Origin of the sequence: Saccharomonospora marina XMU15 (genome assembly GCF_000244955.1) — a bacterium.
Taxonomy (GTDB): Bacteria; Actinomycetota; Actinomycetes; order Mycobacteriales; family Pseudonocardiaceae; genus Saccharomonospora_A; species Saccharomonospora_A marina.
Window position 1 is genome coordinate 777767 of the sequence record NZ_CM001439.1, and the last position, 24985, is coordinate 802751.

The 24985-nt window shown below is 68.8% G+C and carries 21 protein-coding genes and 1 pseudogene; 11 read left to right on the forward strand and 11 right to left on the reverse strand.

Annotated elements, in window-relative coordinates:
• From SACMADRAFT_RS03735 to SACMADRAFT_RS03750, 4 genes and pseudogenes are all read left to right on the forward strand, one after another.
• Positions 1–580, forward strand: a pseudogene (locus tag SACMADRAFT_RS03735) (hypothetical protein); the annotation flags it as partial.
• A 140-nt stretch (positions 581–720) separates the two neighbouring features.
• Positions 721–1317, forward strand: coding sequence for a response regulator transcription factor (locus SACMADRAFT_RS03740; RefSeq protein ID WP_009152447.1), 597 nt, complete (start codon positions 721–723; stop codon positions 1315–1317).
• A gap of 304 nt (positions 1318–1621) precedes the next feature.
• On the forward strand, positions 1622–2194 hold the full coding sequence (locus SACMADRAFT_RS03745) for a sigma-70 family RNA polymerase sigma factor (protein ID WP_009152448.1): 573 nt from the start codon (positions 1622–1624) through the stop codon (positions 2192–2194).
• On the forward strand, positions 2195–3157 hold the full coding sequence (locus tag SACMADRAFT_RS03750; protein ID WP_009152449.1) for an anti-sigma-D factor RsdA: 963 nt from the start codon (positions 2195–2197) through the stop codon (positions 3155–3157).
• Positions 3158–3209: 52 nt separating this feature from the next.
• Here the strand turns inward: SACMADRAFT_RS03750 and SACMADRAFT_RS03755 are convergent, their stop codons facing one another.
• The gene (locus tag SACMADRAFT_RS03755) at positions 3210–3605 is read right to left on the reverse strand and encodes a DUF5319 domain-containing protein (RefSeq protein ID WP_009152450.1); all 396 of its coding nucleotides are present in this window, start codon (positions 3603–3605) and stop codon (positions 3210–3212) included.
• A 176-nt stretch (positions 3606–3781) separates the two neighbouring features.
• On the opposite strand from SACMADRAFT_RS03755, the gene guaB reads away from it, so the two are divergent.
• From guaB to SACMADRAFT_RS03770, 3 genes are all read left to right on the forward strand, one after another.
• Positions 3782–5248 (forward strand): IMP dehydrogenase, encoded by a 1467-nt coding sequence (gene guaB / locus SACMADRAFT_RS03760; RefSeq protein WP_085977954.1) that lies wholly within the window; start codon positions 3782–3784, stop codon positions 5246–5248.
• 63 nt (positions 5249–5311) lie between these two features.
• Positions 5312–6445: a GuaB3 family IMP dehydrogenase-related protein gene (locus SACMADRAFT_RS03765; RefSeq protein WP_009152452.1), complete on the forward strand. Its 1134-nt coding sequence runs from the start codon at positions 5312–5314 to the stop codon at positions 6443–6445.
• Between the two features lie 137 nt (positions 6446–6582).
• A complete protein-coding gene (locus SACMADRAFT_RS03770) occupies positions 6583–8286 on the forward strand; it encodes an FAD-dependent oxidoreductase (protein ID WP_009152453.1) in 1704 nt (567 codons plus the stop codon).
• Here SACMADRAFT_RS03770 and SACMADRAFT_RS03775 read toward each other — a convergent pair.
• Positions 8270–9583, reverse strand: coding sequence for an aldehyde dehydrogenase family protein (locus tag SACMADRAFT_RS03775; RefSeq protein WP_009152454.1), 1314 nt, complete (start codon positions 9581–9583; stop codon positions 8270–8272). The two genes, SACMADRAFT_RS03770 and SACMADRAFT_RS03775, sit on opposite strands and share 17 nt — an antisense overlap.
• A gap of 95 nt (positions 9584–9678) precedes the next feature.
• On the opposite strand from SACMADRAFT_RS03775, the gene guaA reads away from it, so the two are divergent.
• Positions 9679–11223 carry a glutamine-hydrolyzing GMP synthase gene (gene guaA / locus SACMADRAFT_RS03780; protein WP_009152455.1) on the forward strand — a complete coding sequence of 515 codons (1545 nt, stop codon included), beginning with the start codon at positions 9679–9681 and terminating at the stop codon, positions 11221–11223.
• 9 nt (positions 11224–11232) lie between these two features.
• Here the strand turns inward: guaA and SACMADRAFT_RS03785 are convergent, their stop codons facing one another.
• Both SACMADRAFT_RS03785 and SACMADRAFT_RS03790 read right to left on the reverse strand, forming a co-directional pair.
• On the reverse strand, positions 11233–11469 hold the full coding sequence (locus SACMADRAFT_RS03785) for a hypothetical protein (RefSeq protein WP_009152456.1): 237 nt from the start codon (positions 11467–11469) through the stop codon (positions 11233–11235).
• Complete coding sequence (locus SACMADRAFT_RS03790; protein WP_009152457.1) at positions 11447–12703, reverse strand: PspC domain-containing protein; 1257 nt, start codon at positions 12701–12703, stop codon at positions 11447–11449. Before SACMADRAFT_RS03790 ends, SACMADRAFT_RS03785 begins: the two co-directional genes overlap by 23 nt.
• Before the next feature lie 128 nt (positions 12704–12831).
• On the opposite strand from SACMADRAFT_RS03790, the gene SACMADRAFT_RS03795 reads away from it, so the two are divergent.
• Complete coding sequence (locus SACMADRAFT_RS03795) at positions 12832–14202, forward strand: ATP-binding protein (protein WP_009152458.1); 1371 nt, start codon at positions 12832–12834, stop codon at positions 14200–14202.
• Entirely contained in the window at positions 14199–14873 is a 675-nt protein-coding gene (locus SACMADRAFT_RS03800; protein ID WP_009152459.1) for a response regulator, read from the forward strand. Before SACMADRAFT_RS03795 ends, SACMADRAFT_RS03800 begins: the two co-directional genes overlap by 4 nt.
• 22 nt (positions 14874–14895) lie before the next feature.
• Here SACMADRAFT_RS03800 and SACMADRAFT_RS03805 read toward each other — a convergent pair whose 3' ends face one another.
• The 6 genes from SACMADRAFT_RS03805 to SACMADRAFT_RS03830 all read right to left on the reverse strand — a co-directional run bounded on the left by SACMADRAFT_RS03805 (position 14896) and on the right by SACMADRAFT_RS03830 (position 21024).
• A complete protein-coding gene (locus SACMADRAFT_RS03805) occupies positions 14896–15852 on the reverse strand; it encodes a serine/threonine-protein kinase (protein WP_009152460.1) in 957 nt (318 codons plus the stop codon).
• 57 nt (positions 15853–15909) lie between these two features.
• The gene (locus tag SACMADRAFT_RS03810) at positions 15910–17574 is read right to left on the reverse strand and encodes a serine/threonine-protein kinase (protein ID WP_009152461.1); all 1665 of its coding nucleotides are present in this window, start codon (positions 17572–17574) and stop codon (positions 15910–15912) included.
• 150 nt (positions 17575–17724) lie between these two features.
• The gene (locus SACMADRAFT_RS03815) at positions 17725–18570 is read right to left on the reverse strand and encodes a hypothetical protein (RefSeq protein WP_157617188.1); all 846 of its coding nucleotides are present in this window, start codon (positions 18568–18570) and stop codon (positions 17725–17727) included.
• A gap of 283 nt (positions 18571–18853) precedes the next feature.
• Positions 18854–20029, reverse strand: coding sequence for a hypothetical protein (locus tag SACMADRAFT_RS03820; RefSeq protein WP_157617189.1), 1176 nt, complete (start codon positions 20027–20029; stop codon positions 18854–18856).
• A 335-nt stretch (positions 20030–20364) separates the two neighbouring features.
• Positions 20365–20679 (reverse strand): hypothetical protein, encoded by a 315-nt coding sequence (locus tag SACMADRAFT_RS03825; RefSeq protein ID WP_009152464.1) that lies wholly within the window; start codon positions 20677–20679, stop codon positions 20365–20367.
• 66 nt (positions 20680–20745) lie between these two features.
• The gene (locus SACMADRAFT_RS03830) at positions 20746–21024 is read right to left on the reverse strand and encodes a chorismate mutase (protein ID WP_009152465.1); all 279 of its coding nucleotides are present in this window, start codon (positions 21022–21024) and stop codon (positions 20746–20748) included.
• Positions 21025–21246: 222 nt separating this feature from the next.
• Here SACMADRAFT_RS03830 and pcrA point away from each other — a divergent pair, with 222 nt between their 5' ends.
• Positions 21247–23649, forward strand: a complete 2403-nt coding sequence (gene pcrA / locus SACMADRAFT_RS03835; RefSeq protein ID WP_009152466.1) for a DNA helicase PcrA — start codon at positions 21247–21249, stop codon at positions 23647–23649.
• Positions 23650–24025: 376 nt separating this feature from the next.
• Here the strand turns inward: pcrA and SACMADRAFT_RS03840 are convergent, their stop codons facing one another.
• A complete protein-coding gene (locus SACMADRAFT_RS03840; protein WP_040926071.1) occupies positions 24026–24718 on the reverse strand; it encodes a M23 family metallopeptidase in 693 nt (230 codons plus the stop codon).
• Positions 24719–24985 lie beyond the last annotated feature (267 nt).

The following is a 24985-nucleotide window of genomic DNA, read 5'->3' on the forward strand; positions in this document are numbered from 1 at the left end:
GGCGCTGGCGCGGGCCGCCGTGGCCACCGGGGACGCCGACGAGGACGGCATCGATCCGGCGGGCGCGCTCGCCGACGCGCTGCTGGGGCTCGCGGCGGACAACCTCGCGCTCGGCAGGTTCGGCACGGCGCAGCGGTTGCTGGAGCGGGCACGGTCAGCGCACCCGGTGTGGCGTATCGAGGTGCGCACGTGCTGGGTCACAGCGGAACTCTCGTTGGCCCGTGGCCTGGCCGACGACGCCGTTTTGCCCGCGAAACGTGCTTTGGGGCTGTCGCGGCAGCGAGGGGCGGCCCGGCATGTGGTGAAGTCCGAACTGGTGCTGGCGGCCGCGCTGGCCGCGACCGGTGACCAGGACGCCCGCGTGCGTGCGGAAGCTCTCGTCGGCTCCGCGCTGGAAGCGGCGCACAGGTGGGAGCTTCGCTCGCTGACGTGGCCTGCCAGGTTGTTGGCCGCCGACCTCGATCCCGCCAACGCCGAATGGAATCGGTCCAGAGTTACCCGCGAGTTACACGCTCTGTTACTGGCTGCCGACCCGGCCGGAAAGCGGTTGGCATTCCGTTCGGCATGGGTCCCGATCTAGGCTGTTACCTGCGGCACATCGTCCATACCGACATCCGGGCGAGGGTTTCTCCAAAAAAAGCCACCAGATCGTGTCAAGGTGGAACCTAAAGCGTCCGATAGGGGATATGGAATGTCACCCGGCTGCAGGAAGGAAACCCCGTGACGACGGTCTTGATCTGCGACGACCGACGCAGTGTCCGCGAAGGGCTGACCCGCGTGATGTCCGCCGTTTCCGGCGTCAGTCGTATCGACTGTGTAGCGCACGGTGACGAGTTGCTTGCCAGGTATTCCCGGCAGCCGGTCGACGTGGTGCTCGTGGGCACGCAGCGCGCTGTCCCCACCGGTGTGGAAGCGACTCGCAGGCTGGTCTCGGCCAACCCGCAGGCCAACGTGATCGTGTTCGGTGCCCCGGACGACGCGGGCAGCATCGCCGCGGCCATCGCGGGCGGTGCGCGTGGCTACCTTCGGTGGGACGCCTCCCGTCCCGAACTGGTGGCCGCGCTGGCCCACACGCTCGCCAGCACCTCGGTGCCCGCTCCCCGGCAGCCCTCCGATCCCGGTGTGCAGCTGACCGAGCGCGAACTGCAGGTGCTGCGCGGCATGAGCCAGGGCAAGAGCAACGGTCAGATCGGTCGTGAGCTCTACCTGTCCGAGGACACGGTCAAGACCCACGCGCGGCGGCTGTTCCGCAAGCTCGGCGTCCGTGACCGTGCGCAGGCAGTCGCGCACGGCTTCCGCCGCGGGCTCGTTTCCTGACGCGCGGGCGTACGGCCGGAAACTCCTATCCCTTCGAAAGTGGCACGCCACATCGGTGAGACCGGTGTGGCGTGCTCGTGTCGCTACCGTCTGACTTCGCAGGCGGGCGACCTTGTTGAAGTCTGGACTAAAGCTGATACGGTCGCATCTCCGCAGCTTGCGAGGTGCAGGAGGCACCAAGAGCCGACCGTGAACGAAAAGGGCGGTGCCGGAAGGTACGGTAGTTGTCACCGGCGTGAGGGACTCGCGTTTCGCGCGCCGGCTTCTTTGCACGCCTGACGTAACACCGGGACTGTTGTCTGCGATGGCCACTGTGGGGGATGGACTAGACGAATCAGTCGCCGCCGCTGTCGAGGGTGACCCTCAAGCAGTCGAGCGGCTGCTGGCCGCTATCCGTCCCCTTGTGGTGCGGTATTGCCGTGCCAGGGTAGGCAGGCAGGAACGCTCGTTCGCTTCGGCGGACGACGTAGCCCAGGAGGTGTGTCTCGCGGTGCTCACGGCATTGCCCTCGTACCGTGATCAAGGCCGTCCCTTCCTGGCTTTCGTCTACGGAATCGCCCAGCACAAGGTGGCCGACGCGCACCGCGCGGCCGCGCGGAACCGGGCAGAACCGGTCGCGGAGCTCCCGGACGAGATCGAAGGCGGTGTCGGCCCCGAACAGCGGGCTCTACAGGGCGAGCTGAACGAACGGATGTCGCAGTTGCTGCAGGTCCTGCCGGAGAAACAACGCGAGATCGTGGTGTTGCGTGTGGTCGTCGGTCTTTCCGCTGAAGAAACCGCAGAGGCCGTGGGCTCGACGCCCGGCGCGGTCAGGGTCGCCCAGCACCGTGCCCTGGCGCGACTACGCAAGGCACTGGCCGCTGAGGAGGTGGTCTGAGTGGCGGAACGCGACGACAACCAGGAGCACGAGTTCAACGGCGGCGCGAACGGGCGCGACACCGGGCCCGAGAACGGGTCGGCGCCCCCGCCGCCACAGCACGACCCTTCCGACCACGAGCGAGTGGCGTCGACGTCGGAGCTTTCCGCTATCCAGGCCGATGACGCGTTGCTGGACGCTCTCGGCGGCTCCGACCCCCGCGTCGCTGACGAACTCGGAGATCAGGAACTCAACGCGTTGTTGCTGTCGTGGCGGCGCGACATCGACAGCGAGCCCATCCCGGAACTCGTCGATGTGCCCGCAGCCACCACCACGGTCAGAACCGCCTCGCTTGCCAGACGCAAGGGCGCTCGTGTGCGCAGACGCATGCTCGTACCCGTCGCCGCGGCCGCGGCGGTGCTTGCCATCGGGTTCACGGGCACGGCTCTGGCCGCTCGCGACGCCCAACCCGGCGACACGCTCTGGGGCCTGAGCAAGGTGCTCTACGCCGACCATGCCCGTTCGGTGGAGGCCGCGGCATCGGTACGTACGGACCTGCAAAAGGCCTATCTCGCCATCGCGCAGGAGCGCTACGACGACGCCCGCAGGGCACTGTGGCAGGCCGAGCGCACGTTGCAGCAGGTGACTGCCGAGGAGGAGTTGGTTCAGCTCAAGGCACGTCACACCGAGCTGATGGCTCAGCTGGAGGAACCGCAGGAAGACCGCAACACCAGCACCAGCCCGACCACTACCAGCGACAGCACGTCCAGCTCTACCGACTCATCGACGACCACGCCGACGTCTCCGCAGGTGGAGCCGCTTCCTGCTGAGCCGGACAGCACCTCCACGAGTTCCACAACCGCGCCGCCGAGTTCAACCACGCCGACTTCGCCGAGCTCGTCCACCGACGACAGCACAGGCAGCGAGTCGGGCCGCAGCCCCGGCTACGGGGCCTCGGTGGAGTTTGCCGATCCGACGAGCTGACGAGGACGTGGAAAGGTAGCGCGGTGACCAGCCGCGCTACCTTTCCGTGAGATCAGTAGGCGCTCTCGGTGGCCGTGATGCCGTCGGCGAACCCGCGGCAGTAGTCCCAGCTCACATAGTCGGCCGGGTTGGGGTCGTAAGCGGGCTCGTGCGGGCGCATCTGCCCGTCGGCGAGCAACTGTTCCAGGCTCGCGCGCAGTAGGTGCCAGTCGTGATAGTGCGGCTGGTCGCATTCGCCGCAATCCACGACGATTCCCCGGATACCCCGCGGCTCCAGCAGTGCCTGGTAGACAGCGAGGTCCGAGAGATCCGCGAGTAGCTCCGAACGCTCGTCCGGGCTCATCGGCTCGCCCGAGGGCTCGTCGATGGCCGCGATCTCCTTGGCCGGGTCGTTCGGGTCGTCGGCGAACGGGTCTGGGGGCAACACATCGTGCGGCACGGCCTGCACGGTACCGGGCGGGCCCCCGGGTACGTCCAGATACCATCGCTAACAGGTCTGCAAAACCCCCCGTTGGTTCATCAGTCGAGGAAGGTCAGCCGTAACTCATGACGAGCGACATCACCTCCGCCGACCTGCTCCGTTCCGAGGAGGAGGCGATCGCCGAGGCCGGAGAGAAGTTCGCGATGGTCGGGCTGACGTTCGATGATGTGCTGCTGCTTCCTGCCGAATCGGATGTGATTCCGAGCACGGTGGACACCAGTACCCGGCTGTCGCGCAACGTCGTGTTGCGGGTTCCGCTGTTGTCGGCGGCCATGGACACGGTCACCGAGGCACGTATGGCCATCGCGATGGCCCGCCAGGGTGGAATGGGCGTGCTGCAACGCAACATGCCCATCGACGAGCAGGCGCAGGCTGTGGAGATCGTGAAACGGTCGGAAGCCGGGATGGTGACCGACCCGGTCACCTGCTCGCCCCACGACACGCTCGCCGAGGTCGACGCCCTGTGCGCGCGGTTTCGGATTTCCGGTGTTCCCGTTACCGATGCCGCGGGCACGCTCGTGGGCATCATCACCAACAGGGACATGCGGTTCGAACTGGACCACAGCAAGGCCGTCAGCGAGGTCATGACCCCCACCCCGCTGGTGACCGCGCAGGTCGGGGTGACGGCTGACGCGGCGCTCGGCCTGCTGCGTCGGCACAAGATCGAGAAGCTGCCGATCGTGGACGGCGCGGGAAAGCTGCGTGGCCTGATCACCGTCAAGGACTTCGTCAAGACCGAGCAGTATCCCGACGCCACGAAGGACACCGACGGAAGGCTGCTCGTCGGCGCGGCCGTGGGGGTCGGCGCGGACGGGCATCAGCGGGCGATGGCGCTCGCCGACGCCGGTGTGGACGTGCTGATGGTCGACACCGCGCATGGGCATTCGCGCGCCGTGCTGGAGACGGTGGCGAGGCTGAAGAAGGAACTCGGCGACACCGTCGACGTGGTCGGCGGCAATGTCGCCACGCGTGCAGGAGCGCAGGCGTTGGTCGACGCAGGCGCGGACGCGGTGAAGGTCGGTGTCGGTCCCGGTTCCATCTGCACCACTCGGGTCGTGGCCGGGGTGGGCGTGCCGCAGATCTCGGCGATCTACGAGGCCGACAAAGCATGCAGGCCCGCCGGTGTCCCGGTGATCGGTGACGGCGGGATCCAGTACTCCGGTGACATCGTGAAGGCCATCGCGGCCGGGGCGTCGTCGGTGATGCTCGGCAGCCTCCTCGCCGGTACCGCAGAGGCACCGGGTGAGGTGATCCTGGTCAACGGCAAGCAGTACAAGACCTACCGGGGTATGGGGTCGCTCGGCGCGATGCGGTCGCGTGGGGAGGTGCGCTCGTACTCCAAGGACCGCTACGCCCAGGACGACGTGCTCTCCGAGGACAAGTTGGTGCCGGAAGGCATCGAGGGTCGCATTCCGTTCCGTGGCCCGTTGTCGGGTGTCGTGCATCAGCTCGTGGGGGGTCTGCGTTCGGGCATGGGATACGCGGGCGCGCAGACGATCGCCGAGTTGCAGCGCGCGCAACTGGTGCGGATCACGTCCGCGGGGCTGAAGGAAAGCCACCCGCACGACGTCACGATGACCGTGGAGTCCCCGAACTACACCACCCGGTAGCCGGACGGACTCGGCAGGGTGCCGACAATGGTCCGGCAGTATTGGCTCCAGGAGGGACTTCACGTGCGGGATCTGGTCGAGATCGGCATGGGGCGCACCGCGCGGCGGTCGTATGACCTCGATGACATCGACATCGTGCCTTCGCGGCGCACGCGCTCGTCAAAGGTGGTGTCGACGGGTTGGCAGATCGACGCCTACCGCTTCGAACTGCCGCTGGTGACCCACCCGACGGACGCGGTGGTCTCGCCGGGGACCGCGGTGTCCATCGGCAAGCTCGGGGGTCTGGGGGTGCTCAACGCCGAGGGGTTGTGGGCGCGGCACGCCGACGCCGACGCGGCACTGGGCCGCATCGCCGACGCCGCGAAAGCGGGCGCCGAGTGGTCCGAACTCGTGGGGTTGCTGCAGGAATTGCACTCCGCGCCCATCCGTTCGGACCTGCTCGTCGAGGCGATCCGGGGTGTGCGTGAGGCTGGTGTCACCGTGGCCGCGCGGGTCAGCCCGCAGCACGCGGCCGAACTCACTCCCGACCTGTTGGCGGCCGGCGTCGAGATCCTCGTGGTGCAGGGCACCATCGTGTCTGCGGAGCACGTGGCCCGCGACGGTGATCCGCTGAACCTGAAGCAGTTCATCTCCGACCTCGATGTTCCCGTGATCGCGGGCGGCGTGAGCGACTACCGCACCGCGATGCATCTGATGCGGACGGGCGCTGCCGGGGTCATCGTCGGACACGGGCACAGCCCCGGTGTGACGAGCACCGACCGGGTGCTTGGTATCGGTGTGCCGATGGCGACCGCGATCATCGATGCCGCCGCCGCGCGCCGTGACTACCTCGACGAGACGGGCGGGAGGTACGTGCACGTACTCGCCGACGGCGGGGTGAACTGCAGCGGCGACATCGCGAAGGCGATCGCCTGCGGTGCGGATGCGGTGATGCTCGGTGCGCCGCTTGCCGCCTGCAGCGAGGCGCCGGGCAGGGGGTTGTACTGGACTGCGGCCGCTGCCCACCCGTCGCTGCCGCGCTCGCGGGTGACGCAGGTGGCCAACCAGGATGTGGACCTCAAGACCTTGCTGCACGGTCCCGCGACGGATGCCGAGGGCGTGGTGAATCTCTTCGGTGCGTTGCGCCGCGCGCTCGCCAAGACCGGCTACTCCGACCTGAAGGAATTTCAGAAGGTCGGCCTCACCGTGCGCGCCTGAACCGCGTTTTGCCCGCGAAACGTGGTCCGTGGGCCTGCGCAGGGCACGTTTCGCGGGCAAAACGCTGTCCTCGACCTTGGTAACTCGGCAGTAACTTACCTCTGGTCAGAAGTGTTGTCCGGGGCTAGGCTTTACCTGTGACTTCGCGTAACACCATCGAGCCCGACTACGACGTGATCGTGGTCGGTTCCGGCTTCGGGGGAAGCGTCGCGGCGCTGCGACTCACCGAGAAGGGCTACCGCGTGGCGGTGCTCGAGGCCGGTCGCAGATTCTCCGACGACGAGTTCGCGAAGACCTCCTGGGACGTGCGCCGATACCTGTGGGCGCCTGCGCTCGGGTGCTACGGCATCCAGCGCATCCACCTGCTCAAGGACGTCATGGTTCTCGCGGGCGCGGGCGTGGGAGGCGGCTCGCTCGTTTACGCCAACACGCTGTACCGACCGCTGAAGCCGTTCTACACCGACACCCAGTGGTCCCACATCACCGACTGGGAGGCCGAACTCGCCCCGCACTACGACCAGGCGAGCCGAATGCTCGGCGTGGTCACCAACCCCACCGTGACCCCGGTCGACCGGGTGATGCGCAAGGTCGCGGCCGACATGGGCGTGGCCGACAGCTACCACCCCACGCCGGTCGGCGTGTACTTCGGTAATCCGGGCGAGCAGGTCGCCGACCCCTACTTCGGGGGTGCCGGGCCCGCCCGGACCGGCTGTACCGAATGCGGCTCGTGCATGACCGGTTGCCGGGTGGGCGCGAAGAACACCTTGGTGAAGAACTACCTCTACCTCGCCGAGCAGGCGGGGGCCGAAGTCGTCCCCCTCACCACTGTGACCGCTGTGCGGCCACGCGGCGACGACACGTTCGAAGTCGACGTGCAAAAGACCGGGACCACGGCCCGACGGTTCCGTAGCACTCTCACCGCGCGGCACGTCGTACTCGCGGCAGGCACCTGGGGCACCCAACGGCTGCTGCACCACATGCGCGACACCGGCGCGTTGCCCCGGCTTTCCGGCAGGCTCGGCGAGCTGACCAGGACCAACTCCGAAGCCATCGTCGGAGCGGCCCGCACGTCGGTGGACCCGGACAACGACTACAGCCGTGGGGTGGCCATCACCTCCTCGATTCACCCGGACGAGACGACGCACATCGAGCCGGTGCGCTACGGCAAGGGCAGCAACGCCATGAGCCTGCTGCAAACCATCGCCACCGACGGCGCCTCCGAAGTGCCGCGGTGGCGGCAGGCACTGCGGTTCGCCCTGCGACACCCGGTTCGGACGCTGAAACTGCTCAGCGGCTACCGGTGGAGCGAGCGCACCGTGATCCTGCTTGTGATGCAAAGCCTCGACAACTCCATCACCACCTACACCAAGCGAGGGCTGTTCGGCCGCCGCCGCTACACCTCGAAGCAGGGTCACGGTGCGCCGAACCCGACATTCATCCCCGCCGGTCACGAGGCGAATCTGCGTACCGCGGAGCACATCGGCGGCACGGCGGGCGGCACCTGGGGCGAGATCTTCAACATCCCCCTCACCGCGCATTTCATCGGTGGCGCCCCCATCGGCATCAGCGCAGAAGACGGCGTCATCGACCCCTACCACCGGGTTTTCAACTACCCCAACCTGCATGTCGTCGACGGTGCGGCGATCACGGCGAACCTCGGGGTCAACCCTTCGCTGACCATCACGGCGCAGGCCGAACGCGCCTTCTCGCTGTGGCCCAACAAGGGTGAGACCGACCCTCGGCCCGCGCAGGGCGAGAAGTACCGCAGGCTCGATCCGGTGGCCCCGAAGAACCCGGCCGTCCCCGCGCACGCTCCCGCGGCGCTCACCGTGGAGACGTAGGGGCAGGCAGCACGGTGATGCGCTCCTCGGTGAGGGTCTGGATGGCTCCTCCCACCGAATCCGGCCGGTAGATCGGCACGTCACCGATGGTCACCTCGCCCGCGTCGAGGTCGGCGGAGGCCCGCAGCGCCAGTTGGACATCGCGGGTGAACACTCCCGTCCTCGGCCCCTTCGCCGCCTCGAAAGCAGCTTCGATCGATTCGGCGACAGTGACCACCAGTACGGGGCCGAACGCCGTTGGACGCAACACCCGGGCCTGGGCACCGACATCGGTGAGCAGTGTGGGTTCCACGGTGTTGTCGGTCCGGGTGCCGCCCGTGAGCAGTTTGGCGCCCTCCGTAACAGCCTCTTCGATCCAGCCGACGACCCGTTGCGCCGCGGACTCGTCAGCCATCGGGCCGACGGAGACGCTGCTGTCATATGGATCGCCGATGCGCTGGTCGCGCACCGCTTCCGCCAGTTTCGGCACGAAGTCGGCCGCGATGGCTCGCTGCACCACCACCCGCCGCACCGCGACGCACGACTGCCCAGCCTGTCCGGTTCCCGCCGCGGCGATGCGGCGGGCTGCGTGGTCGAGATCGGGCCAGTCCGCCAGGACGATGGCCGCCGCCTGGCCACAGCCGGTCTCCGGCACAGGCACCAGCCGGGTGTCGGTTTCCAGCGTGGCGGTGTCCTCGACCGGCAGCACGGAGAACGCCTCGTCCGGCAGGTCGGCGTTGGCCAGCAACTCACCCAACGCCAGTGCCGAGAGCGGAGCCCGCTGCGTGGGTACGAGCACCACCGGCGCCGCGGCGGCCAGCGAAGCGGCGACCGCGCGGGCGGCCATGCCCAAAGGCGCGTGGAAGGGCACCTCTCCCAGTGCCGGTCCTCTCGGCACGCGCCGCGTCAGCGTCACCGTTCCCTCGCCCGCGGTGTCGGACTCCTGCCGCCGCGTTTCGCAGGCTAACCGCGCCGCGGACCGCAGCGTGGCGGTCGCCTCACCTACCTCGGCCTCGGCCCAGCGCAGCGGCTTGCCGCTCTCCGCCGTGATCATTTCCGCGAGTTCGTCGGCTCGGGTGGACAACCCGCGTGCCAACCGTTCCAGCGTGGTCGCCCTGTGCCTTGCCGAACTGGAGCGCACCTGCGCAGCGATACTCGCCGCCGCCGTCACGGCGTGCTCGACCTGCTGCTCGTCGGGGACGGCAACGGTGGCCACCTCGGTACCGTCGTAAGGGTGGGCGATGGTCACCGTGCGGCTGCCCTGCTCCGCGCGGCCTGCTACCCACACAGCCCTCGGCCGCGGCGTGATGGTGTCCATGCCAGCACGGTAACGGTGACCTGCGCTCATCGCGCGGCGGTTCACCTGCGACGATGGGTACGGCAACTCGTCCGATCGCCAGGAGGTCCGCGGAAGTGGCAGAAGGTCCCGTGCTCGTGCTGGACTACGGCGCGCAGTACGCACAGCTGATCGCGCGCCGCGTTCGCGAGGCACAGGTGTACTCCGAGGTCGTGCCGCACACCACGGCTGTCGCGGACCTGCTGGAGCGCGAGCCCGCGGCGATCATACTGTCCGGCGGGCCCGCCAGCGTTTACGCCGAGGACGCGCCCAAGGTGGACGCGGCGCTGTTCGAGGCGGGCGTTCCCGTTTTCGGGATCTGCTACGGGTTCCAGGCGATGGCTCAGGCCCTCGGCGGCACGGTCGAGCACACCGGGACGCGCGAGTTCGGCCGCACCGAACTCGGCGTGAACGGTGGCGCTTTGCACGAGGAGCTGCCTGCGCGGCATCCGGTGTGGATGAGCCACGGCGACTGCGTCACCAAGGCGCCGGAGGGTTTCCAGGTCACCGCGGGCAGCGAGGGCGCACCCGTCGCGGGATTCGAGGATCTCGACCGCAGGTTGGCCGGTGTGCAGTACCACCCGGAGGTGGCGCACTCGCCGCACGGACAAGAGGTGCTGCGTCGCTTCCTGCACGAGGTCGCGGGCATCCGGCCGCACTGGACCACCGCCTCCATCGTCGACGATCAGGTGGCGCGCATCCGCGCCCAGGTGGGTGATGGGCATGCGATCTGCGGCCTTTCCGGTGGTGTCGACTCGGCCGTAGCGGCCGCGCTGGTCCAGCGCGCGATCGGTGAGCGGCTCACCTGCGTGTTCGTGGACCACGGGCTGCTGCGCGCGGGCGAGCGCGCACAGGTCGAGCGCGACTTCGTGGCGGCGACCGGGGTCAAGCTCGTCACTGTCGACGCAAGGCAACGCTTCCTCGACGCGCTCGCAGGCGTCGTGGACCCCGAGGAGAAGCGCAAGATCATCGGTAGGGAGTTCATCCGCGTCTTCGAGCAGGCCGCACGCGACCTCAAGGCCAAGGGCGACGTCGAGTTCCTGGTGCAGGGCACGCTTTACCCGGACGTTGTCGAGTCAGGTGGCGGTACGGGGGCTTCCAACATCAAGAGCCATCACAACGTCGGCGGGCTGCCGGACGACCTGCGGTTCACGCTCGTCGAGCCGTTGCGGTCGTTGTTCAAGGACGAGGTCAGGCGTGTCGGCCTCGAGCTGGGTCTTCCGGAAACGATCGTGCACAGGCAGCCCTTCCCCGGCCCTGGACTGGGCATCCGGGTGATCGGCGAGGTCACCGCCGATCGGTTGGAGACGCTACGAGCAGCGGACGCGATCGCCCGTGAGGAACTCACCGCGGCCGGACTCGACAGCGAGATCTGGCAGTGTCCTGTCGTGCTGCTCGCCGACGTGCGCAGTGTCGGCGTGCAGGGCGACGGCCGCACCTACGGGCATCCGGTGGTGCTGCGTCCGGTCTCCAGCGAGGACGCGATGACGGCCGATTGGACGCGGTTGCCCTACGACGTGCTCGAGCGCATCTCGACCAGGATCACCAACGAGGTCGCCGAGGTGAACCGGGTGGTGCTCGACGTGACGAGCAAGCCACCCGGCACCATCGAGTGGGAGTGAGCCGCGAGCTCACTCCCTGCGGCCGCCTCGCATCGACGCCGCGAGCAGCAGCGTCCCTACCAGGACGGCGCCACCGGCCAGCACCCACCGCAGATCGACGTCCGGCAGCCAGGTAGCGCCGTCGGAGAGCACGTAGGCGGACACGAGCAGCGCCGCGACCCCGGACAGCAGGGTGACGATGTCCACCCGCCTGCGCACGGGCCGGGTCCCCGTTTCGTTCGGCTCAGCCACGACGCACCTCCACATTTCCGGCTCCGGCGACCACCTCGAGTGACAGCCGCTGGCCACCCTCGCCGTCGTCGCCGAGGTCGACACCGCTGATCGGCGCGGTACCGGCCCCGGACTGTTGCCTGCCGAGGCAGTCGACGTTGCCCACACCGGCCTCACATTGGTAAGTGACGTCAGCGGTCGCAGGCACGATCACCGTGATGTTGCCCGCGCCGTTGCGCACCGCCGTCTCCACCAGGGTGGTGGCCTGCAGCTGCCGAAGGTCGAGCTGGATCTCGCCGGCCGTGCGTTCGTAGACCGGCAGCACCTCAGCCGCTGTGCGAGGTGCCGCGTCGAGTTCTCCGACCCCGCCGCGGAAGTCGTTCAGCGGGAGAGCGGTCAGCACCAGCCCGGCCACTGCGAGCGGAACCGCCAGCCCGGTCAGCCACTGACCGCCTCCGAGGAAGGCACTGAGCACGAGTCCGGCCCCGACGACGCCGAGTACCAGGCCGATCACGTGGGCGGCGGTGAACCACGGCACTGCCTCGGCGACCAGCGCCGAACCCACGCCCCCCACCACGATGGCCAGCCCCAATGTGGCGAAAGCGACCTTCGAGCGGGGACGGCGGGGTCGTGGTGGCGGTGGCGCAGGTGCCGGTTCGGGCAGCTTCCAGGCAAGTGGCGCCGCGCCGAGCGGGTCCCAGGTGCCGTCCTGTGTTTGCTGTGTGCCTGCCGCCGAGCCGCCCGCCGCTGTCGCCGCGGTGTCGGCCGCTGCGTAGCCGGCGTAGTTCGAGGTCGCACCCACCGTGGGCGGTGCGGGCCGGTTGAACTGGCCGCGGCTTCTGTGCAGCAGGTACAGCGCCGTCACAAGCAGTGCCATGCCGATGAAGCCGCCACCGTCGAACCAGTCGCCCGCGAAGGCCCAGCCCGACACCGGGAACAGCAGCAGGCACAACAGCACCGCGAACGGCTTGGACACCGAACTGCGGCCCTTGCCGATCAGGCTCTCGAAGGCGGACACCTCGTCTGCCTCCGCGGGCAGGAAGAGCCAGCCGAGCAGGTACGCGGTCAGGCCGATGCCGCCGAAGACCGTGGTCGCGACCAGCGCGACGCGCACCACGACGGGGTCGATGCCGTAACGGTTGCCGATGCCCGCCGCCACCCCGGCGAGCTTGCGCCCCTGGTGGGGCCGTCTCGGCCTGCTGGCCCAGAAATCCTTCACGGTCTCTTCGAAGCCGTCCAACTGCCTCGAGGTGTTCGTCGCGGCGTTCATGCTCTCGAGGATGCGCTCGCCCTTGCCACTTCCACATCCGGGAATCCCCTGAACTTGCCCGCCGCCGGCCAGGGTGGGGGTCGAATCAGGGACTTCCCTGATGAAACACCTCCTATGCTGGTGTGACCATGGATGACGTGCAGGAACATGCCACCGAGGAGCGCACGGCGAACGAGGCCGCGCGCCCGGTGCCCGCCGCGAGCAGGTCGCAGCTCGGCATTCAGGTGGCGGCCTCACCCAGCGGCCCGCCGAAGCTGTATCGGCGCCGTACCGGTCGGGCACTCGCGGGCGTAGCGGGCGGCCTGGCCGACCACCTCGGCGTCAAGGTGCTGTGGGTACGGGCGACCTTCGCCGTGTTGGCTGCCTTCGGCGGTGTCGGGCTGCTTGCCTACGGGCTGTTGTGGGCGTTCGTGCCGCAGCAGTCCAGGGACGAGCCACCGACCGTGGAATCGGCGAAGGAGCGCCAGCAGGCGTACGGGCTGCTCGCGCTGGGCATCGGGCTCACCGTCGCGGGTGGTGCGATCACCGGCATGCTCAGCGGCTGGGTGGGCCTGCCGGTGGCGGTCGCGCTCGTCGGCGCGGCCGTGGTGTGGCGAGAGGCCGACGAGTCCCAGCGGCGCCGCTGGCGTGACGGGGCCCGCAGCGGTGTGGCCGGTGCCGTCCTCGGCGGTCGGGGCTGGTCGGCAGCCGTTCGGGTGCTCTCCGGTGTCGCGCTCGTGATGACCGGTATCGGCGTTGTCGTGCTGCGGGGCAGCAGCTTCGACCAGGTGCAGTTCGCGCTCATCTCGGTGTTGGCCACGCTGGTCGGCGTCGCCGTGCTGACCATCCCGTTCTGGTTGCGGCTGGTTCGCGATCTCGGTGAGGAACGGCGTGCCCGCATCCGCACCGAGGAGCGCGCCGAGATCGCGGCGCACCTGCACGATTCGGTGCTGCAGACGCTGGCACTGATCCAGAAACAGTCTGAGTCCCCGCGTGAGGTCGCCCGGCTGGCGAGGGGGCAGGAACGCCAGTTGCGGACCTGGCTGTACGGGCCCTCCGGATACGGCGCCCCCAAGCAACCGGACGGCGACGGCCACGGCACACCGGCAACGCTGTCGGAGGCCATCGCAGGAGTATGCGGACAGGTGGAGGACACTTTCGCGATCTCGGTCGAGCAGGTGGTCGTGGGGGAGGCCGAACTCGACGAGTCGCTTGCGGCGCTGGTGCACGCGGCGCGCGAGTCGATCGTGAACGCCGCCAAGCACGCCGGTGTGGAAGAAGTCAGCGTGTACGCGGAGGTGGAGCCCACTTCGGTGACGGTGTTCGTGCGTGACCGGGGCAAGGGGTTCGATCCCGACGCGGTGCCGGAGGACCGGCACGGGCTCAGCGACTCCATCAGGGGCAGGATGGAGCGCAACGGCGGCTCGTGCAGGCTGCGCACGGCACCGGGGGAAGGTACCGAGATACAGCTGGCGATGCCGCGCAAGGCCATGGCCAAGACCACTCAGGGGGCGACGTGACGGAAGACAAGCACACGCGGGGACCGGTGACGGTGTTCCTCGTGGACGACCACGCGCTGTTTCGCGCGGGGGCGCGCACCGAACTGGAATCGATCACCGACGAGGTTCGGGTGGTCGGTGAGGCCGGTTCGGTGGCCGAGGCGGTGGCCGGTATCGCGCGGGCCCGGCCGCAGGTGGTGCTGCTCGACGTGCACATGCCCGACGGAGGCGGCGCCGAGGTGTTGCGGCGGGTGCGACCCGAACAGCCGGATGTGGTGTTCCTTGCGCTGTCGGTCTCCGACGCCGCCGAGGACGTGATCGCGGTGATCAGGGCAGGAGCTCGGGGCTACGTCACCAAGACGATCTCTTCGCGGGAACTGGTGCGGGCGGTGGTGCGCGTCGCCGACGGCGACGCCGTGTTCTCGCCGCGGCTGGCGGGCTTCGTCCTCGACGCCTTCGCCGACCGGCCGGGCGCGGAGCCGATCAGCGATCCCGACCTCGACCTGCTCACTCCGAGAGAGCGTGACGTGCTTCGGCTGCTCGCCCGGGGCTACGCCTACAAGGAGATCGCCTCGGAGTTGTTCATCTCGGTGAAGACCGTGGAGACGCACGTGTCGAGCGTGCTGCGCAAGACACAGCTTTCGAACCGCTACGAGTTGTCCCGCTGGGCCTCCGACCGCCGCCTGGTCTAGTGGGGCGGTCGCCGCGGTGGCCTCACATCACGGCGAACAGCAGCGCGAACGCTGCCGCGACGACCAGTGCCGCCAGGCTCCACGTCCACGATCGCGGGAGTGAACTCAGCCGCCCCCTCCTCGGTGCGGCGGTGGTGGTGGGGCCTGCCTGCGCGGGAATCCGAGGCGGCCGTGGCAGCAGCGGAACGGTCGGCATGGCGGGCGCGGTCGGAGGTACGAACCCGTTCTGCTGGCCTTTGCTGATCGCCTGCAGTGCCTTGATCGTGTCGGTCAGGATCGGGCGCAGGTCGGGGTCGGTGCGTAGCAGTTTGAGCAGTGCACCGGTGAGTGGCCCGGTCCGCCGGGGTACCACCGGCTCGCCGGTGCCGTCCGGCCCGAAGGGTGGCGTGCCTTCCACGGCGGTGAACAGCGTCGCCCCGAGGGAGTAGGCGTCGGAGGCCGCAGTGGCGGGTTCCCCGTTGGCGACCTCGGGTGCGCGAAAGGCCGGGTCCGCCGATGGCAGCGAGAAGCCGAAATCGGTGATCTTGACGCCGCCGTCGTCGGCGAGCAGGACGTTGCCGGGCTCGACCGCCGAGTGGGGCACTCCGGCGGCGTGTGCGGCCGACAGCGCCGAGGCGAGAGCCACACCGAGATACGCGGCCTGTCCCGGGGTCAGCTCGCCGTGCTCGGCAAGGAAGTCGGCCATGTTGCGGGAAGGGACGTATTCCATGACCAGCCAGACGTCGCCGTTGTCTGAGAAGGCGTCGTAGACGGCGACAGCGCTCGGGTGGGTGACCTTCGTGGCTCGCTGCCCTTCCCGCAGCGCGAGCTGTTTGGCTTGCTCCGGGTCACGGTCGGGCGGCAGGTAGAGGGTCTTGGCCGCGACGGTGCGGTACAGCATCGTGTCGAACGCCAGCCACACGATCCCGGCACGGCCGCGACCGATGGGTTGGTCCAACCTGTACCGTCCGCCGACGAGAGTGCCTTCCGTTCCCTTCACGCCACCCCTTGTACCGCCACACGGGTCAAACAAACATCAATCGCGTGTGTCGTCCACCTAAGAAGTGGTGGATGTTGGCGACGACGTTTCCGTCGTCGTCGAAGTCGGCTCCACAGGAGGGGTCGACGTGGTCGTCGATGTCTCCTCGGTCGGCTCGGCCGTCGTCTCCGGCGGCGGTGGCGGCTCGGGCTGCGGCGTGTACTCCTCGACGGAGGTCTCGGTTTCCACGGTCTCCACCGGCTCTTGCGAAGTGGTCGTGGTGGGTCGCGGAGTCGGGGAGGACATCTGCGAGGTCGTCGCTACCGGACGCTGTGGAGGGTCTTCCTGTTCGGCGTCGCTGCCTCCGGGACTGCCGAAAACCCAGAAGGCGAACGCCGCCATCCCGACGACCACCACGCTGCCGATGGCGGCCGGTATCTTCCAATTGCCCTGTTGCTGGTCGTCCGCCGGGTCGCCGTAAGGCTCGTAGCGCTCGTCGTAGTGCGCGTCGTCGGTGCCTTCGTAGCTGCCGTAGCCGTCGTAGTCGCCGTACTCGTCGCGACCGTAGCCACGGTAGACGCCGTAGTCGGCGGTGTCGTCGAGATCCCCGTAGGGCACCGCACGGGTACGGTCTGGTGCTGCCGTTCCTGGGTAGCCGTCGTAGGGCTCGGTGGGGTAACCCTGCCCCGGGTAACCAGCGGCGTAGTGCCCGGCGGCCGGCCCCTCGGCACCGTACGGGCCGTTCGCGCCCTCCCCGAGATTTCCGGAGTGGGCGGTCGGCATCGCGTCGTCGTTGGCGGCGGCGGCGCCGAGCGCACCGCCGATCGCTCCCGCGCCCGCCGCACCGAGCACGGCGGTGCTGCCGGGGCCGGACGACTGCAACCGCGTCGGGTCGTCGGTGCCTCCACCGATCGGGGTCTCGCCTCGGGCGACAGCCGAGAGCAGTTCCTCGCATTCCTGCGCCGTCGGCCGGTGCCGGGTGTCCGGGTGCAGCATCACGGCGAGCACGCTCGCGAGTGGGCCCGACTGCCGTGGTGGGTTGATCTGCCCAGCGGCGACCGCGTGCAGCAAGCTGAGGGTGTTCTCACTCAGGCCGAACGGTGGCTGCCCCTCGGTGGCTGCGTAGAGGGTGGAGCCCAGCGAGAAGATGTCCGACTCCGGGCCGGGATTGCCCCCGATCGCCACCTCCGGTGCGAGGTAGGCGGGGGTGCCCGCGATCATTCCCGTCTTGGTGACGGTGACGTCGTCCTTCGCTCGCGAGATGCCGAAGTCGGTGATCTTCACGAGTCCGCTGCCGGTGAGCAGGATGTTGCCCGGCTTGATGTCTCTGTGGACGATGCCGACCGCGTGAGCTTCCTTCAAGGCCGCGGCGATCTGCGCGCCGATCTTCGCCACCTCGAGCGGCGGAAGGGTCGTTCGCTGCCGCAGTTCCTCGGCGAGGCTCGTCGACGCGAGGTATTCCATGATCAGGCACGGCTGGCCGTTGTCGTCGGTGACGACGTCGAACACCGTGATGGCGTTCGGGTGATGCAGCCGCGCGGCGATCCTGCCCTCGCGCATGGTCCGCTGCCGCGCGTCCTCCGCCTCGTGCTCGTCGAGACCTGGCTGCAGCAACAGTTGCTTGATCGCGACCGTGCGGTGCAGCACCTCGTCGTGCGCCTGCCAGACGGCGCCCATGGCACCGGTCCCGATCCGCTTGATCACGCGGTAGCGGCCGGCGACCAGGCGACCCTCGTCGCTCACGCGACCTCCTTCGGGCTCGCACATACCGGTGGTTCGTGTGCCGGCTTACCGAGACCGACCCGTGACAGATTAGGCCGCTCACTCTGTGCACACACGGGCGGCACTCTCGGGGATGGCTGCCAGACCCGATCGGTGCCTACTGTAACGGGTTCACTTCGTCTTGACCGAGACGAGGGTCGCGTCGTTGATCAGAAGTCGTGGTCCGCTGGTGAATCGGAGCAGCTGGGTCAGGCGTAGCGGCGTGCCGTCGGCGGGCACCATCGTTACCACGGCCCGCACCGTGCCGTCGGCAGCGTGCCGGACATCGTCCAGCCGGATCGATCGCATCGAGCGCCAGGCACGGACCAGGTGGTCGTCGTGTTCGCCTGCGAGCGCGGGGCCGAGCAGGCGCAGCGCTTCGGTCGGTTCGGAGGCAGCCAGCTGGTAGAAGTCACGGACCGCGTCGAGTTCGTCGGTCTGCGTATCCATCGCGGTGGCGGCCGATTTGCCCGCCTCACCCTGCCCCGGGTCGGGGGCGTTACCGACCGCAGGCGAACCCTCGACCGCGTCGGCTTCGGTGGCGGGTTCTTTCGGGCCCGCCGCCTCAACGGACGGCTCGCGCCGGGTCTCCATCTCCGTCTCCGCGCGGCCCGCAGGCAACGCGAAACCGCCGAGTGCGGCAGCACCCGTGATGGCGGGCGGTCTTGAGTTCTCCGCGCCGTGGCGCTCGCCCGACTCGGAGAGCGAGGCCGCGATGTAGAGCGAAGCCAGCAGCAGGGCCGTCGCCACGAACAAGGCGATGAGCTTGGCGCGCCGCGCGAACTTGCTCTCGGGCTCGCGCGGTTGTTCGTTGTCGGCGCGATCGGGCCTGCGGATCGGCGGCGGCAGGTACCTTCGGGGCTCGCTCGCCTGCTCGCCATCTACGCCATCTACGCCGCCGCGAGCGGACTCGCGGTCCATCGCGTCGTCGACCTCGTCGATGACGACGGTCTGTTGCTGTCCTGGTTGACGTGGCACACGTCGGTCGTGCACTGCTCGCCCTCGTCCGTCTCGCCTGAACATGTTGTCTCGTGGACTCTTCGTGCGGACCCCTGGACGACAGGTAATCGCGTCCGGCGGCTTCGCGCCAGATCTCGGTGCGGCACGGTCGGTGGAAAGTCGCCGCCATACGGTGAACGGCAAAGGTTGTCACCCGTTCGGAGCAACTTTACGCCGCTCACCGCTTCGCACGTGCAGCGGAATGTGCGGATGATGCTGCATCCGCAGGTGAATCAGTGCAGGTCAGGGCACCGCGTGCTGGTTACCCTCCGTCCGAGGAAATCTTCTCGTTCGCTTCGAACACGAGCTTGCGGGTCTGCCGCTCCTTGCTGCCGTCCGTGTAGGTCACATCGATCTCGTTGAGGGTGTAGCCCTCGTTCTGGTCGATGTAGACGTGCCGGATCTCCACGTAGGCGATCTCGGCGTACCTTTCGCGCAGCCCGTCAGGGCCTTCCGCGGCGAGTTCACCCGTGGTGAGTTCGTATGCCGCCTCGGCGTCCTCGGTGACCGTGTTCAGGTACTCCTGGGAGCGCTGGGCGAGCGTGTCGGCGTCGTATGCGGCGAACAGGTGAGCAGGTTCGGCCGTCTCGGTCGGCGCCGGAGTGACCGGAGGTTTGCTCGGTTCGCTCGACGGCGTCGCGGAGGAGGTCGCGGTGGAGGTGGGCTCACCCGAAGTGGACGAGCCGGTCGGTTCCGCGTGCGAGGACCCGGTCGAGCGCAGATCCACCGAAACGTTGCCAGCATCGGCGCCGGGTGGCGGAGTGCCCGCGGGAGCGTTGTCGGTCTGCGACGGTTCGCCCGGTGTTGCTGTCCGGTCGCCCGCGTAACCCCCGCCGGGCAGCATGGGCGCACCACCGTGCCGGTCCGGCCAGCCTTCCAGCGCCGCCTGCTGCGGCTGCTGTGGCGGTTGTCCCACCAGCACCGACCCGGCGAACAGCAGTGCGATGACAACGGCGCCGGACGACAACGTCGCGAACCACGCCGCCTTTCGCCACGTGCGCGGCGGCGTGACCGATGCGGGAACCGAGCCCAGGTCGAACTTGCCGAGACCGTCCGGCGGCGGGGCGAGGTAGACCCTGGCGTCGTCAGCGTGCTCGGCCGCTTCCGCGTCGGTCACCGTGGTGGGCGCGGGGTCGGTCAGCGACACCTTCTTGCGCCGGACGGTGGGCTGCTCGGCGAGTTCGGGATCGACGTCGTCACGGATGCCGGGACTGGTGGCTTCGGCTTCGCGGGGGGCGCCTGCGTCGCCTGCAGGCGGCGGTATCGGCAACCGCCCGCGTGAGGTGGCGAACTCCGGCGGGTCGGGCCTGTCCCGGCCGGTGCGTCGAAGAGCCGGAGGAGGTGGTGGTAGCTGTGGCGGTGGTGGCGGTGCCTTCGGTACCGCTGCGCGTGGGTTGGGCGACCCGCCGTTGCGAGGCGGGCGCGGCACGGCCGCCATGGGCGAGGTTTCGGGGTCGGAGGTTGCCGGGCGTCGGTCCCGCTCCGGTCTGGGCGGGGGTGTGGCTCGGGTGCCCGTCAATCGGTGTCGTGGGGAGTCGGCCCTGCCGCTCATGGTCGGCGGGCCCCTTCCAAGGCGCGCGGCCGAGCCGCGGCGGCACCGGTGTCCGGCAAGGAGCCGCGGCCACGAGCACCCACACGTTCGTGAATCGAAATCTGCAAATTGCTCGCGACTGCACTCACCCGCATCAGAGTAGGAGCTTTCGCGTCTGCGTGTGGGGTGAGGAAGCCGGCTCGCGCGGATATCACTCCACTGGGCGCACGAGGTTGCGCGTGTCACCCACCGCTGCGGTAGCGCGACTGCGTTGACTGCAGTGCCTTGCCCGCGGTGGTGCCCGCGCCGACAGCGAGGATGATCGCCACGATGTCGAGGGCGGGGCCACCCGCGGTGAGCAGCAGCGCGAGCAACGCGGCCGCGGTGGTGCCCCCAGCGACGCCCCACCGGGACCGCACGTACTGCGCGATCGGCGCGCCGCCGGGTCGCTTGTTGGCCGCGCTGTTCAGCATGGCCAGGTAACCGGCATGGCCGAGCGCGGCGAGCACCCCCGCGATGGCGATCACGACGGCGATCAGGTTGATGATCGTGTCCATGTGTCCAGTGTGCCCGTTACGGGTGCGGTCCGGCTTCGGGGAAAGCCCCTGATTTCGTACCCGACCTCACCGGCCGAGGCGCCCACGCCCCAGGTTGAGCAGGGCCATCGCCAGCTGCCTGCCTTCGGGGCCCAGCTCCCGGTAACGGGCGAGCACGTCGATCTCCCGGTTGTAGACGATCCTGGGACCGCCCGCCGCCATGCGGGCAGCGCCGATCTTCTTGGAAACCTCGGCTCGGCGCTTCACCAGGCGCAGGATCTCGGCGTCGAGCCAGTCGATCTCCTCGCGCAACGCGTCGATGTCGCCGGCCGCCGGTTCCGCCTTGTCGTGAGTCTGCGCGTCCATGTGGACCTCCGGTCGCTGTGGTCTTGCCGGCATCCCCGGGCCCGAGCCGACGAAAGCCCCGGGTCCGTGGACTCCGGGGCTTCGTGATGGCTGCTTACGGCGCTACGCGATCACGGGAACCGGAGTCCGGATCCCGTAGAAAAATCGAAACGCGTAGTACCGCACGAGCCGAGTATGGCACATGGACCCGCCGTCGGACCCCCCAGGTAGCGTGGAATCACAATGAGCACCCTGTTCGATCTCCCCCCGGAACCCAGCAGGCACGCGGCGCTGCTCGACGACCTGAATCCGGCTCAACGCGCCGCTGTGGAGCACACCGGATCGCCGTTGCTCGTCGTCGCGGGCGCGGGTTCGGGCAAGACGCGTGTGCTGACAAGGCGGATCGCCTACCTGCTCGCCGAGCGGGGCGCGCATCCCGGCCAGATCATGGCGATCACCTTCACCAACAAGGCGGCCGCGGAGATGCGCGACCGGGTCAGCGAGTTGGTCGGGCGTCGCGCGGGAGCGATGTGGGTGTCGACGTTCCATTCGATGTGTGTGCGCCTGCTTCGACGCGAGGCCAAGACACTGGAGATGACGTCGAGCTTCTCCGTGTACGACGCCGACGACAGCAGGCGGTTGATGACGCTCGTCGCCCGTGACCTCGACCTGGACCCCAAGCGGTACCCCGCCAGGGCGTTGGCGGCACACGTGTCCGGTCTGAAGAACGAACTGGTGGACGCCGACACGGCGGCGGAACGCGCGGCAGGCGACTTCGAGCGCAGGACCGCCGAGGCCTACCGGGAATACCAGCGCAGGCTCATGCAGGCCAACGCGATGGACTTCGACGACCTCATCATGCGCACGGTCGAGTTGCTGCAGGCCTTTCCCGACGTGGCCGAGCATTACCGGCGCCGGTTCCGGCACGTGCTCGTCGACGAGTACCAGGACACCAACCACGCGCAGTACACGCTGGTGCGCGAACTGGTCGGTACGAAGCCCACCGAGTCGGGTGTCGAGCCCGCGGAACTGTGCGTCGTGGGCGACGCCGACCAGTCGATCTACGCGTTCCGCGGCGCGACCATCCGCAACATCGAGGAGTTCGAACGCGACTTCCCGGCCGCGCGCACCATCCTGCTGGAGCAGAACTACCGCTCGACGCAGACGATCCTTTCGGCGGCCAACGCGGTCATCGCGCGCAACCCCAACCGCAGGGACAAGCGGCTGTGGACCGACTCAGGGCACGGCGAACGGATCGTCGGCTACGTCGCGGACAACGAGCACGACGAGGCCGCGTTCGTGGCGGGTGAGATCGACGACTTGGCCGACCGCGGCGAGGCAAAGTACTCCGATGTCGCCGTCTTCTACCGCACGAACAACCAGTCGCGAGTGTTCGAGGAGATCTTCATCCGGTTGGGCCTGCCGTACCGGGTCGTGGGTGGCGTGCGCTTCTACGAGCGTCGTGAGGTCCGCGACGCGCTGGCATACCTGCGGGTGCTGGCCAACCCGGACGACACGGTGAGCTTGCGGCGAATCCTCAACGTGCCCAAGCGTGGAATCGGTGACCGTGCCGAGGCGGTGGTGGCCACCCATGCCGAACGGGAGCGGGTTTCGTTCAGCTCGGCGTTGCGCGAGGCGGCGGCGGGCAAGATCGCGTTGCTGAACTCCCGCTCGCAGAAGGCGATCGCGGCGTTCGTCGAGTTGCTCGACGGGCTTGCTGAGTTGGTGGACTCCGGCGAGGAGGTGGCCGACCTGCTGGAGGCGGTGTTGGAACGGACCGGCTACCGCGCCGAACTCGAGGAGTCGGACGATCCGCAGGACGCCTCCCGGCTGGAAAACCTGGACGAGTTGGTAACCGTGGCGAGAGAGTTCACCGACTTCGCGCAGACCACCACCGGCGCGGACGAGGGTGAAGCCGAGGACGCGGGTGTGCCGGAGCCGGGATCACTGCCTGCCTTTCTCGAGCGCGTTTCACTGGTCGCCGACGCCGATTCCATCCCCGCTCCGGACGGGGAGAGCGAGCAGGACGATTCCGGGGTCGTCACGCTCATGACCGTGCACACCGCGAAGGGTCTCGAGTACCCGGTCGTCTTCTGCACCGGCTGGGAGGACGGCGTCTTCCCACATCTGCGTGCGCTGGGTGAGCCGAAGGAGCTGGCCGAGGAACGCAGGCTCGCCTACGTGGCCATCACCCGGGCACGCAAGCGGCTTTACGTCTCGCGTGCGCTGGTTCGCACCGCATGGGGCCAGCCGATGAACAATCCGGCCTCGCGCTTCCTGGACGAGATCCCCGCCGAACTCCTCGACTGGCGCAGGGAAGCACCGTCGGGCGCGGGGCAGGGCGGGTCACCGCGTGCGGCCACGACGTGGGGCAGGCGGATCGGCACGGGCGACGGATCCGCACAGGCCGGTATCGCGGCGAGCGGTATGCGGACCACTTCGTTCAAGGGGTGGAAGGCCGACTGGAAGGACACTGTCGCGCTCAAGCTTGACGTTGGTGACCGGGTCAGCCATGACAAGTACGGGCTGGGAACGGTTGTCGCCACCGAGGGGTCGGGCGCAAGAGCCACGGCGACGATCGACTTCGGCGCGTCTGGCACCGTACGGCTCATGCTCATCGGCAGTGTGCCGATGGTGAAGCTCTGAATCGCCGCTAGCAGATGGCGGGTGCTGACCCTTCCGAGTGAATCGTCGCGTCGGGCCCGAAACTGTCGGACCACCGCGCTAGTCTCTTCGTCGAACACAAGTTCGAATCGAGGAGCGAGCTATGCGGAGAAATGGTCGCACGCCGTGGCCCGAGGCTCTTCGGTTGTCGTCATGGCTGACCGGCGTTCCGATGGGCTGTGCGATGAGCGCGGTGCTACGGCTCGCCGCAGGGCTACGGCGGCTGCTACCGGCTCAGGGGGCCGATGTGGTGGGCGGGAGTCACGACGACGTCCGCATGCCCGCCGAGTCGGGGACAGTTCACCCGGATGGAGTGGTGTTCGCCGATCGGCGCCGCGCGAGGGGTGGTGACAAGTCGCTACAGGTAGACGCCGCGTTCGGCCAGCCAGGCACGCGGGTCCATCTTCTGCCCGGCCGCCGACCAGACTTCGAAGTGCAGATGGGGGCCGGTCGACTGGCCGCGGTTGCCCATTTCGGCGATGTAGTCGCCCGCTTTGACTCGTTGGCCGACGTACACCGAGTAGCTGTTGACGTGCCCGTAGACCAGAACGGTGCCGTCGTCGAGTTGCATGCGCACCCACAGACCGAAACCGCTGGCGGGTCCGGCCTCGATGATCGTCCCGTCCGCAGCGGCCACGATGGGGGTGCCCACGCTGTTGGCGATGTCGATCCCGTAGTGAGTCGTGCCCCACCGGGCACCGAATCCCGAGGTGAAGATGCCCTGAGCGGGCAGCACCGTCTTGGGCCGAGCGGCCTCCGCTGCGGCGCGGCGGGCCTCTTCGGCCTCCCGCTCAAGGCGTTCCTTCGTCACCTTCGCGCTGGTGGTGAGCTTCTTCGCCTCTGCGGAACCGTCTGTGGTCCGGGCAACCTGCAACAGGACAGGCGCCCCCGCGGGAGCGCCGCCACCCGTTCCGAGTGTCGCCTTCGCGTCACGGGAATTGGCCAACGGGGTGACGTCGGTCTTGGAGTCCGACGACGACTCACCTGCGGCTTGAAGGGTCTGACCAGCGGCGGCGGCGGCGAAAGCACCGGCGGCGACGGCGGCGACCACCACTCGGCCACGCAGGGCCGACGAGGGCGCGGGAAGCCTGTGCGATCCCCGGACGCGAACGACCGCACCGTCAAGTGCCTCTTCGAGTGCCGGGGAAGTAGCTTGGCCGCCGGGGGAGCGGTGTCGAGCCAAGACAGGGGCCTTCCGTTACTCGGGGAGCCAGGTCATGAGACACCGGGCGGGGGATCCCGGCGAGCGGTGTCGGGGGCACCACTCGATGGTCTGCAAGCCTCCGAGGAGGCTCGCCCACCACGTTCGTGACCTGAC